Genomic DNA, 14,096 nt, shown 5'->3' on the forward strand with positions numbered 1-14,096 from the left:
CATCTCCCTCCCACAATTCCGGTTGTAAATCGACTTCCGCTGAACCAGCGAAATTAGCTTTGTACCCTTCTGCTAAAATATTATTTTCCAGATAGGGAGAACTGGATTTCTGTCGGGCATTGACAAATTCACTCGACATCTGGTCCGAAGTAACCAGATGACCAAACCAGGCAGATGCCCCTTCATCGGCAGCATTCCGGTAAAATGTACTGTTGCTGATGATGGTGGGTGCGGTGACGATATCAGTCATACTGAATACCCCTCCCCCTTTGGATACATACCCGAATTCGGATACTCCATTTAAATCCAAGGAAGAATGAAGAACATTTGCTGCCAGGGTCGTATTTGAGATCGAAAGTGAACCACTGATTACATAAACTTTGCTCCCCGTAGAATGATTCGCAGAAATCGATTGATTCCTGCCACGCTCAACTGCCAGTTCATATCCTCCAGCAACACTTGTGATCTGTGTAACAGTGAGGATTTCGTCTTCGATCAGAATATCAAACGGAACACGAAAACTGGTAATATCTTCATTAATTTGAAGATGGGGGTCCAAAGCACTGATATCAGAAACAACGATCTTATCTGCCTGGCTTCCTGCTTCCGTCGTCAAATAGGTAATTTGTTTTGGCGCACTATAATGCAGGATTGCTGCACCTTCTGAATTTTTATTAGCAGTTACGTTTTGATAAAAACTGCTGTTGTCAATTATTACATTACCATTGGTATTCCAGATCGCACCTCCCTGTAGCTGGCCAAAATTATTTTTGAACAAAGAATTTGTTACAATCAGTACAGCATCAATATTAAAATTGACAATTCCCCCACCAGACGTCAATGATCTATTATTCGCGAAGACCGTGTTATCAATGGTTACCAGACCGCTATTATTGAAGAGACCTCCACCGGGTCCGAATGTAATTTCGTTATTATGGAGAATAGAGTCTTGAATTGAAATCTCGCCACGATCATTGTAGATCCCTGCCCCTGCTCCTTGCCCTTGCGGTGTTTGATTTCCAGAGATTTCGCTTCGATTAATCACAACCGTTCCGGATTCTGCATTAAAAATGCCGGTACCACGACCATCAAAGAGGTAATTATTTCTTACATAGGAATCGTTGATCTGCAGTTGGCCTGCGTTATAGATACCCGTTCCAGAATAAGAGCCTGAGCCAGTCGTCATGACGGTAGTATTACTGTCGACCTGACTTCCCTCTTCGATTGTCAAATCTGCAGCGTTGTAGATGGCCCCGCCATGTCCTGAGGATTCCAGATAGGATGTATTGTGATGAATACTGGAGCCACCACTGATCGTCACAATCCCCCCCGCCAGATACAGACCAATCCCCTCAGTAAAATCGATCGTCTGAGGGCTGTGATTGGCAATCTGACTCTCATCGGTAATCAGTAGTTCGCCATCTTCCAGATAAATACCTCCCCCCTGATATGCGACAATATTGCTCCCCACAATAGACTTGTCTGTGACAGATGCCATGCCGGATTCAATATAGATACCGGCTCCCTGATTAGACCTGTTGGATTCTATTCGGGAATTGATGAGTGTGACTACGGCGGTGAATCCACCCTCATTCTTAGAATAGATGCCTCCCCCCTGCAGGTCCGCGTCATTTCCCGGACTATCGAACTCATCGCCTGCCAATCCTCCACCTGTCGTGCCGATGACTGCATCAACGAGGGTCAGCCCACCCCCTTCATTAAATATACCCCCCCCCTTCCCAGAGTCTTGCTGATACACGACTGGTTGCGCATCGATACCGGGGTAGGCCAGGCGGAGATTAATCGTGTTTGGTAAAACCAAATTCCCATCCATGTCCTGAAACATTAAATCATTGACTCTGTCCTCATCAATCACGATACGAAATTCATTGCTTCCAACAGTAAGAATCTCCTCAAGGTAATAACGATCTGATTCCAGGCTGACCTGATCGAAATCGTAATCGATATCAATCCACGATGCATTTGTATCAACCCCAGAGTCGACAGTGCCCGCAAGAACAAGGCTTTGATCATCACTGTAAAAGAATCTGAGATCTGAAAAATTAGGCATCTCTACATTCGTTACTGGATCTTCATACCCCTCAGTATCTGCCCCGCTCGTATCAACTGCAAACCAGCCGGTCGTAGCGGTGCCGTCTATTTCCTCGACTGCATGCCCCTCGATAACGGATAACTGTTCTAGTTGTAAACGGGCCCCCGCGTGGACGTGGAAGATACGGTCTTCCAGAGCTGGTGAAGTGACTACGGTCAGGGTTTGTTTTTCGCCGTTTTCATCCTCTTTTGCGACCGAGGCTGTCGCTTCTCCACCACTGATATAGGTGGTACCGGAACCCGCTCCCCGAATCGTCACGTTGCCATAGATATCCAGGTCACCTGTTCTGCTGAAATCTTCTCTAGTGACTGTTGTCGAATCGCTGGCAGAACTCCCCTCAAGGTAATAAAAAGTCGAGTCCGTGTCTGAGAAAATTATATAAGCATCGAAAGCACCACCGTCATGATTAACTCCCGCTAATGCATTCACTTCAAGAATCGCTGCACGGAGTGATACCTGATATCCATCATCTTGACTGACATCGATAATCCCATCGTTATAAACTTCAGGACCTGCATCTGAATCGGGAATCGGTGTGTCAAAAAGTGTATTGACGAAAAAGGAACCAAACTCAACCGCACCAATATCAATTCGAGCTTCTGTGTCATTGGTTTCCGGATCTCCGTCCCGGTCGACGGCTTCCAGACCATCCAGAACACGCGGCGCGCCGCGTTGATCTGTTGACGACTCACTATCTACTCCTCCCTTATCAATGGCTACACTGTCCGGTAACAGAAGATGTGTTTTTGTGAACCCGCCGTTATAAGCCAGATTTTCATCCAGGAGTGGATCTACAGCTGCGGTCCCCAGGCCATACAGATCGAATAGTAATTCGTCATCAAATCCATGAGACTCTCCTGCTGGATTCTCATCCACGATCCCGATCAGGTTGTACCCGTTCGATTTAAATTCACCGCTGATATCCTGATTGTCTGAATTTTTAGCGACAATCGTATTTTGCAACCGGGCAGTATCTTCTGTTACATTCCCGTTATAAATACCTGCTCCAGTTCCCGTCGTGACTGTATTAAAGGCAATCGTATTGCTGGTGACTGTTAACTCTCCGGAGGCAGCGTTATAAATCCCCCCACCATTGGTGTCTGCAGTATTTCCGGAAATCGTACTACTCTCTGAGATCAGAACACCGGCATTATAAATTCCACCCCCATTTCCTGTTTCTGAGATATTCCCGGAAACAGTACTTCGATTGATCTGAATGTTTCCGCCGGATTCATTAAAAACCCCAGCTCCATTTCCAGCCGCAATATTATTCTCTATAGTACTGCTGTTTAAGATCAATACGGCGGTCGCTGTATTATAGATTGCGCCACCTTCTCCTGTAATACTGTGTCCAGAAACCACGCTTTCATTCAGTGTTAATGTCGCATTCTCGGCGTTAACGATTCCGCCTCCGCTTCCATTGATTTGATTACGAACAAAGCCAGGCTCGGTTTCGTCAACAGATGCTGTTACAGAGACGTTAATGAGTGTCAGATCACCTGCGTTGGAGAGGGGAAGAACTCCTGAGTTTTCTCCATCTATGATCAGATTTTTTAACTCCGCTGTGGTATTGGTTTCATCATCATCACCATGCGTTGCTTTGACCATAATCATGGGCCCCTCAAAATCGGTTGCTTCAGGAGAGATGACAAAACGAACCCGGGAGTTGACCGTGAAGGTTTCTGTCCCGTCGGGGATATAATCTCCCACATCAAATGCACCTGCCGTCTGTGTTGCGGTGCCACTAACCAAGCGATCTTCTTTCCGCTGTACAGAGCCATCGATAATCACATTCGAGTCGATCGTAATCGGCGTCGTCAGTATGATCTGAACTTCCTCATTTGAAATTATTCCCGGATCAAAGCGGATAATATCAATCTCAGAGCTATTGATACTGGCCATTTTCAGAGCTTCACTGAATGTGATTGTCGGCAGGTTATTATTGTCTGCATCTTCAAAATCATTGACTGTGATCACATTGTAGACGGGATCATCATCATTCAGGATTGTTCCCGTTCCGTTTTCCAGTGTGATGTTGTCCAACCTAGCATCTGCAACCAGATTGGATAACACGACCTGAAACGTCTCATCAGCTCCATTTTCGTATTCCGTATCGGAATTCACCTCCACCGTAAATGTTCTGGTGCCCGTTTCATTGGCGGCAAAATTGAAGATTTCAGAATTCGCAACGTAGTCGTTATCAGACACGGTTGCTGTACCGTCCACAGTAGAGACTGTCACACTAATGGGAATATCGATGGGCTGATCCAGGGAAACTGTGAATTCGTATTTCGTTGTTCCTGACTGACCTTCATATCGGGTGACATCATCGAGTATGGAGAGTTTCGCTGTATCATCATTTATAATCGTTCCCGCCACAGACGTTGAAGCAAGGGTCACTTTGCTCAGCAGGCTCGCATCAAGATTCAGCAGGTTACCCAGTTGCAGAATGAAATTCTCATCCCATTCAACGACATCATCCGCTTTGACCTGGACCACGATGTCATGGCTCTCTCCCGCCGTCCCGGCAAAGGAGAGAGTGGATGAGTCTGGCAGGAGATAGTCATCATCAGCGAGCGTGGCAGTCCCATCCTGAAGGGTAAACGGCAGTTCGAAGCCCCCTTCCACTTCCCCCGTAAGGACGACTGTAAAGATAAAATCGGTAAATTCGCCCATCGACGAATCTCCCTCATTCTGTGAAATGGCAGACACGTCCAGAGAAGCAGAATCATCCGGATCTGGCGCAATGATCCCCTCTGCCCGTCCCAGGATTCCAGTATTGGCTTCAAGATCAGCCGGGTATGCAGGATCTGAGACGTAGATTGTAAATCGTTCCGCGGTTTCGACCAGACAGTCGTCGAGCAGGGTCACAGTAAATTCCGCCTCGCTTTGACCTTCCAAAATAGTAACAGTGACAGGGTCGACTTTGCCGTCCGTGATCGTAAGCGGTTCACCATTGAAATTGGAAAAATCTTCAACTTCTGCATCACCTAAATCAATATATGCATTGACTGAAATGCCACCAGCAGGTGCGACTGCGCCGTCGTTCAATGCAATCTTGAATGTAAAGTCATTGTCGCCTTCCTCCGTACCGTCGCCGGGTAAGGTTTCATTGGTGACCGTGACCCTTGGTATCTCGGGATGACCGGTAGTCTGATAAGTCACAACGATTGTCTGCCATTCCCCTTCCAGGGTCCCTTCGACAGCCCGTACCTTAAACGTTTTCTGTTCGCCATCCAAAATGATGTCATTCGTCCGCAAATCATATGAGAAAATTTCTTCAGCCGACAAACTGACATCCGCCTCACCATCTTGATCAGTATCAATCTGCACTTCATAGCTGCTACTGGAATGATCGTGGTCCAGAATGCGTCCGGTGATCACAGGATACGAGGTAACTCCATCTGTCTCTTCTCCAGGCCCCTGGGTATCACTCACTGTGTCAATGACTAACTGCAGATCCTGCACCTGGGGAATCCGTGATTTGACTGTCAGCGAAACCAATCCCGTGTAAATTCGACCGCTGGCATCCTGTACCTGATAAAAGAACGCATCGTCCTGGATGTCAGCGGGAGGGGCTGTGAGACCAAAATTGGGGCTATAACTGATTTGAGTTGCCGTTCCGATCTCAGCGCCATTATGGGCGACCGCTACCGATTCCTCAGTCAGAGCAGACAAACTGACCAGGGTGACGTCGGCACCGTTTTCATAACCGTCGTCAACCAGTAAATCTGCGACGTCAATCTGATTCAGCAGATCGTCAAACACAACCAGACTATCATCCCGCGCCAGATTGGCCTGCCTGGTCAGGAAAAGCGTATAAGACTTCATTTCAGAGGAGAGATTACCCTCTGAGATTTTGAGATAATACGAACCATCTGCTGTTGCTTTGTAATATTCTGTGCCATCAAAGGGATTAATGATCAGCTCCAGAGGATCTCCATTTTCATCAACAAGTGAAACAAGAAATTCATCCGAGGGATCGTCCGCCTGAAAATCCACAATAATGACTTCATTGGCATTCAGGTCAAAGCCGAGGTAATCGACATCACTCGAACTGTCGAACCTGGAAATCCCACCATTCAAATCGACCGTTTCATTGAAAGCGAGCTCGATCTCGCGGGCCGTCGCGATCGAATCATTGGTGGGAGAGACTTCCACAACCATCTCCGTTGGTTCCTCTGTACCATCGGGATAAGTGACAAGATAGGTGAATGTATCCTGGCCAATGAATCCTGCAGGTGGTATGTATCGAACGGTTCCTGCCTTTCCAGGTTCCATGGAGACAGTCCCCCCATGCCCGGTGGAGGCAGCAGGCAGAGTGAAAGACATACTCAAATCACCTGACGCAATATCCTCATTCAGCAGTGAAATCAAAACTCCCGTCGTGTCCTGCTCAACATATCTGTTGGTCGACTCTGGTGGATCATACGCTGAAATCTGGAATGTATAAGACTGGGACTTGTCGATTCCCCCATACTCAGTTCCTCCGCCATCGTTCAGCGTAATCATTATTTCAGCGGTGCCCGCGACATCAGCTTTCAGCGTAAAGGCCAGTGCGCCATTATGATAACCTCCGGTTACGGGATCGTACGTAAACGTGTACGATCCGGAATCTACAGTGTCGACGATCCGGGGAGTGCCACCTACGGCGAAAATATCGTCTGAATCATCCGATATCTGAATATCAAACGTGAGTACCTGTTTTGTTTCATGATCAGGGTCGATGCTGCTCGCCAGAATTTCTGTAATCCAGTCGTCTTTCTGATACGTGGTCGGCCCCGTAAACACTATATTTTCGGGCTGGTCTGCTCCTCCCTCAAATTTGAAATCCGGCGAGTGATTGATTTCCTGCACATACACGACTGGAGTGAGGCTGGTAAATAACTGATAGCCATTGACCTTGTAAATTACATTAAAAATATGATTACCGGGAGGCGTTTCTGCAATGTCTGTATTCCAGGTAATCACTCCGTTCTCAATCTGCATCCCTTCCGGAGCATGTGATAATTCATACGTAACAACATCATTTTCATGAAAAATGTGTGCACTGCCCCACTGGTGGGAGAAATGGCCTGTCACATCGTACTCGAATGTCTCTCCCTCTAAGATGGTCTGCACTGCGATAGGGGTCGCCGTTACTTGCGGTGCAATATAATCCCCAACGGATACCTTAAAACTCTGTGAAGAACTAGATACATTCGAATTCAGATGAGCGTTTGATGTGACAGGAAAGACAGGCGTCGTGCCAGGAACACCGGATAGAAACGCATTGGCTCCCAGATGGTCGCTGTCCCCCGCCTGTGGAAAATAAGTTGTCACGGTGTAGTCATAGATTTGACTGGCATCATTTTGTCCAAAATAATACAGCTCGTTTTTTTGCAGTCGAAAAGTGACAGAGGCATCACCACGATTCAATAAAATAGAACGGGCAATGTCGGGAGTATCTGCGTTTCCGTCACTGAACACAAACACGGCAGGGCCAGTGAGAGCCGGATCATACTGAGATTTGTACTTGGCAGTAAAAGCCAGTTGGTCATACACGTCCACAGAGAAATCAGAAATCGCCTTCAGTTCTAATGGTTCAATGTCACCGACGGTAATATTGATTGTCTGAGTATCAATCAGAACGCCATCTCGATACAGGCCGATCTCGGCGATCGTCGTTTTGCCGGCATATTCCGCTGCTTCACCATAATCGAGGCTGTGTGGGTCCCAGCGAAACAGATTCCCCTGGTTGACCATGATCATGCCATGCTGGCCTGTCATCGCCGCTCCGCCATTGGCAGGCTGGCCTTTGACGCGAAACGTATAATTCCCCAGTGGATCTGTGACTAATTGCTCAAACTCAATGCGCTGTTCAACGACTTCACCAAATTCGACCTGAATATCTTCCACATCATTAATACTGGCCCACGGCGCTCCCTCAGGGTTAATTACTGCTGGATCTACGACTTCGATAGAAATACTGACCCAGTCCCCTCTGAGCCCGGTCGTCTGAGAGTACGCCTGGAAATTGATGGTTGATAAAACTGTTAAATCTGCCCCCCAACTGGCAGGATCAATGACAAATGCACCAGTCAAATCAGGAATCACGACAGCATCAATATTCCCATTTTCATCCAGATCGACAGCAACATAAACCTTATCGGCACGAATACTCCCCTGGTAGTTAACGACACCGCGTACTCTTCCATCTGCGGTGACGTTATCATTCGAAACCCCGGTGTCGTTGATCAGTTTCAAATCCCGAACTTGTGGAATCGCTACAAAGTCGGTTTCTACCCAGTCCGAATAAACCATCTCTCCCGTAGCGAGATTCTCGCCGCGGACACGAATTTGCATGGTCCGTCCCAGCCCCAGCTTGCTCAATTCAATCTGAGACTGAAAATCAGTAGTTTCTGAAACCACGATTTCATCGGCCACACTGTTCTGGCCATAATCCAGTTCGACGTAATATTCTGTGGGAGTAAAATTACCTGTGATGCTTCCAGACAAGGATCCGGAATTCGTCAGGTTGAGTTCGGAAAGCTGGAGAGACGGATAATCATTATTCAAAATCGTTCCCGTAGCGGTTTCTGTAGCACTGCCTCCGGCAAAGCTGACATTGAAATCACCGGCATTCAGATTCGATAACTCAATCCCAAACGTTTCGTCCAGCTCAATTTTTGAATCACCAGGAATCGTAACAGTCAACTGAGTACTGGTCTCACCAGCGATAATCGTCAGGGTATTATCATGTTGATTGAAGTCTTCTCCAGCCAGAGCTGTACCGTTCACTGTTGTAACGTCAAACGTAATATTGCGATCTACAGGAGCGCTCAGAGTAACCGTGAACGTAATACTGTTCGTTCCAGAATCACCTTCAACCACTTGCATATCTTCGATGCTCAACACGGAAGAATCATCGTTCAGAATCGTTGCGGTGGCGGTTTCGGTACTGGAACCGCCGACAAAACTCACATTCAAACCGGACGCCATCAGGTTCGAAAGGACCAGTTGGAAAGTCTCATCCGCTTCCACTTTCACATCGCCGGGAACACTCACCGTGATCTGCTGAGTCAACTCACCTGCCAACACGGTAATTTCCTGACTGTATGCTTCATAATCATTGTCGGAAAGAGTGGCGGAACCTTCGAACAAATCTGCATCAAAAGTCAGATCAACGTCGACTGGATGCGTGAGTGTGGCATTAAAGGTGAAAGTGGTATTACCGGCAACTCCTTCAGCAGCCTCGATGTCAGACACAGAGATCACGGCACTATCATCATTCTGGATGGTACCTGTTGCCGTTTCCGTTGATGTCTCACTCTCAAAGACAACATTCAGGTCACCGGCCATGAGATTGGAGAGAATCAGCTGCAGGTCTTCCGCACTTTCCACTTTCGTATCGCCAGAGATTTCCACCGTGATGTCCCGGCTCAACTCGCCCGCGATTATCGTATAAAAGCCATCAATGAACGTGAAATCATTATCCGAGCGACTCGCGGTCCCATCTATCACCTGGGCTTCAAAGGTGACATCGTTTTCAATGGTATTAGAAAGAGTCGCTGTAAAGGTCAACAGAGTGGAGCCGGAATTCCCTTCGACCACGCTTGCATCTGAGAGACTCATGGTAGCCGCGATATCATCATCGAGAATTGTCCCGGTTGCAGAAATGGAACTCCCCCCCCCTTCAAATGTAACGGGAAATCCACCTGCATTCAGATTTGATAATACCAGTTGCAAAGTTTCATCTAACTCAGATACCGTATTGCCCAGAACATCAACAGTGACCATCACATTATTGTCACCGGCGGAAATAATGTAATTCTGATTAAAAGCCGTATAATCCCCATCGGCGACAGTCGCTGTTCCGTCGGCAGTGACTGCTGTAAATTGAACGGCATCATCGACTGGATTCGAAAGCGAAACCAGAAAATTCAATGAAGTGACTCCAGAATCACCTTCAGCAATACTCACATCCCCGACAGACAGTACCGCAGAATCGTCATCCTGGATAACAGCTTGTGCCTCACCATCTAAAATAATATCTCGCTCATAATCATCAGTCGCAAATGCAAAATTTATGGTAAAATCTTCATCCGCTTCAACAAGATTGTCATCATAGAGATTGACATCAAATGAAAAACTGTCCCCTGCCCCATACAGAGTAAATTCGGGAGGCAGAAACTCAGGCCCGGGCCCCAGAACTGACCAGAAGTCATAACCTTCAGGAGGATTCACTGCATACCCGGGAGGGGTTCCCGTCGCTGTATTTCCTGTAGCAACATAGGACAGGGTAATAGGAATATCGACATCCTGATTTAGCGTGACAACAAATGTAGCAACACCAGCTGATTCAGAAACGGTGACATCATTGACGGTAATTGAAGCAGTATCGTTATCCGTGATCGTTGCCTGGGTATTCAGATCATCGATGGTCCCATCGCTGAACTTCACCTTGCTGATATCGGAAATGCCTCCACTTCGGGGATCAGAAAGAACAAAACTGAAGACTTCATCAGCCTCGACCAATGCATCGTCATTGACTGTCACAGTCACCGTTTTCGTTGTTTCTCCAACGGCAAACGTAATCAACTGATTAGAGATTTCGGTGTAGTCATCGGAACCGGCGGTTCCAGCGAGAGTACTTTCCAGCACCGTGATTTCTTCAGTAGCCTCACTGTCGAGAGTCAGAGTAAAAGTAACTGATTGGTCTTCCTGGACCGTAGTCGCTCCCGAGACACTCAACACTCGGGTCGGCCCAATGACATTCACTGTCACGCTGCCTGTCTGTTGAACCCCCTGTTCATCTTCAACAATGTAGGAAAAACTGTCCACACCTGAATAAGAGGAATCGGTACTCGTATATTTAACAATATAGCCGACGTCATTTCCCGTCTGCTGGGCATACGCTTCCCAGCCCCCTTCCATGTACATATCCTGCACGTATTGATCGATTGTGTATCCGTTTGACGCGTACCAGCTACCGTCATAATCTGCCTGAAGTTCCGGAGGGATATTGCGTTCAACGACAATCGTGCCGTGTGCGGCTGGTCCGGCTGAGATTAACGTTAATTCTGTCCCCTCCGGGTCAGTATCATTGGAGCGAACATTGATCAGAACTGTCTCGCCCGCTAATACCTCAGCGGTATCATCTACCGCGACAGGCGGCTGATTCGCTTCCACTGTGACGGTTACCGTTCCCGTCTGCTGGACACCATGCTCATCTTCAATAACGTATGTGAAAGTATCTGTCCCAACATAAGAGGCATCGTTACTGGTGTAGCGCACGTCAAATTCATCGATATCAACGGTGATAAAGTAATTACTCTGCATATAAAATGCATAATTTTCCCAGCTGCCATACTGACCGTACACATAATCTTCGATCGATTGCCCCATATAAGCGTTCGATGCATATTCCGACTGCAGCTCTGTTGGAATCCGACGTTCCAAAGCGACAGTCCCATGTGTCGCGCCACTCGCTGAAAGTAATGTCAGTTCGGTTCCTTCCGGATCGCTGTCATTATCACGTACATCAATCACTGTGGAAAAGCCTGCGATCAAGGTCACGTTGTCTGCAGTCGCGACTGGGGGAAGATTCGCTTCGACTGTGATCGTCACTGTTTCAGTACTGGCATTTCCCTGTGCATCTTTTACCACATAAGTGAAGGTATCGGTTCCGTTATAATTTGCATCAGTGCTGGTATATTTGACGCGAAAGCTGACATCATTACCTGTCTCTTGCGCGTACTGATCCCAGCCTCCTTCCCAGTAATTCATCCAGATGTAGTCGTCAATGGTGCTTCCAGGCATGTCATTGGAAAACTGCTCGAAATCAGCCAGTAAAGACGCTGGGTAATTACGTTCCAAGCTTACAGTGCCATGCATCGGCTGGGTGAAAGAATCTAAAACTAATTCTGTCCCCTCAGGATCATAATCGTTTGCACGAACCTGCATTTTGACAAAATCACCGGCCGTGACCGTAGCCGAATCAGGGCTGGTCACTGGCGGCTGATTCGCATTGACAGTGAGAGTTACGGTTCCGGTGTCTTGATTGAGATCAGCATCCTGAACCACATAGGTGAAGGAATCTGTTCCGGTGTAGTTTGCATCAGTACTCGTATACTGAACGCGAAAGCTAACATCATTTCCTGTCTGTTGTGCGTACTGATCCCAGCCACCTTCCCAGTAATTCATCCAAATGTAGTCATCGATCGTCGACCCAGGCATATATTCAAGAAACTGTTCGTATTCCGCCTGGAGAGCAGGAGGAATATTTCGTACGAGAGACGTAGTTCCATGTGCCGTAGGGGTACTGGAAGATAACAGGATCAGTTCCCCCGCTTCAGGATCCACATCATTCAGCGTTACATGAATGACTGTTGATAATCCCGCGGTGACCGTATCAGTGTCTGAATTGGCTACCACAGTCAATAAAACGCGATCTTCCAGCACTTCCGCAGTCGAAATTTTATTACTTTTAATCTGTGCCCAGGTCCGCCGTAATTCACGTCGTTCGCGCGATCTGAAACGAGGTCTGTTTCGGATTCGCGACGAAATAGATCGAAGCCAATGCACAAGAATCATATGCTGATATCCTTAGCTCTATTACTGATTGAAATACTCAATCCTTACCTTGCTCACAGATTCGGTTAATCGCATTTCAATTCAGTCATTCACATTCTTTGAGAGAAGAATTAATGAATCGTTCTGGTTTCGCAGCGTTAATCAGTTTTCTGAAACACTGATACAGTGAATGCCCGGGCCGGTGTTAATTTCAAATGCAGCTAACAATACCCGGTGTTCTAATTGCTTTTTTTTGTGATGAAAGCTCATATTTGGCTTAAAATCCCCACCCATTTCGCAAGCGAAACAGCCATAACCTCTGCGCAGACTGCCCATTATAACGGCCCCTTTGCTCATTTTTTACGCGTTACCAACTCCAGATAACAAAAGCTCGACATGCGGTTTTCTAACACTATTTCCGGACTTTTTTGATAGTTTTCTATTATTTAACGACTCTAATTAACTGTCTTTTCGCACACTTCCGTAGTGAGTAATCACCTCATATTACACCTGAAATGACGGCAGCATGATCTGTATCACTTAAACCAGTATGTACACACTTAGTGTACATGTCAGAAAATGATAAACCTACCAGCGAAGAGCAAAGTATACAAACAAAAAAATCAGAATAAGAGATTTTTTAATAAACTGACCGCCACAAAGCAGGGCGTTTTGGACGGCCAGTCCTGTCCTTTCAGAGGGAATATGCAGGAAGAATTTGCCAGGAAAGTGACAATGATTTTTATTATTTTAGGCTGTTTTTTTTGGAGTTTACAACCGGATTAAACAAGATGAAATTAATTCGGTTGATGAGGAACCGCACTTCATTTTGCACCGTTTTACTTCGCAATATATTTCTTAATAATTTTTTTTGGTTCCCTCGGACATTGATACCAGAACCATAATCGAACCTGATGACCGGCCGGGCCCATGCATCATTTTTTCATTCGATTTCTTACTCTCAATCAGCACTGCCGCATTTTTTTTTGTCTCACTCACTAAAATTCGGAACAATGCAATAAAACCTTACCCTCAAAACACACACGTGTGAGAATACAGTCCAAACTACCTGAAATCCACTTTTATACTATTATTATAGAGTAATATCATAATTCACCGTCCACTGAGTATACCCACTTGAACCCGAGCACCACCATGAATCCTACATAAACAGACTCTGAACTGTTCAAATCAATGTGGCTCATTTTCCAGAAACCAATTGCTACAACGCGTGCAATTCAGCCCTTAAGTTCAGAATGCTCCCCCTGACAAACAGTAAATTGATTCTGTTGAATAAACATTCGATTATTGAGATCTGAATGTTTTATCCAGAGTGCTGATCCAGGATCTCCCGAACGGCGATCATTCGTTATCACTCACTCCCGATTCTTATATTTTGCTCAATCTCAAAAATATATTTCAGCTGAAA

General features: G+C 46.5%; 1 protein-coding gene (running past one end of the window). It reads right to left on the reverse strand.

The window, feature by feature from the left end; translation table 11 throughout:
- A protein-coding gene (locus tag Pan161_RS07265; protein ID WP_145225442.1) for a Calx-beta domain-containing protein crosses the window boundary here: on the reverse strand, window positions 1–12,688 show its 5' end (the start). The gene continues 15,755 nt to the left of window position 1, outside the view; only the first 12,688 of its 28,443 coding nucleotides appear in the window; it begins with the start codon at window positions 12,686–12,688; its stop codon lies off the left edge, out of view.
- Window positions 12,689–14,096 lie beyond the last annotated feature (1,408 nt).

This window comes from Gimesia algae (assembly GCF_007746795.1).
Lineage (GTDB): Bacteria > Planctomycetota > Planctomycetia > Planctomycetales > Planctomycetaceae > Gimesia > Gimesia algae.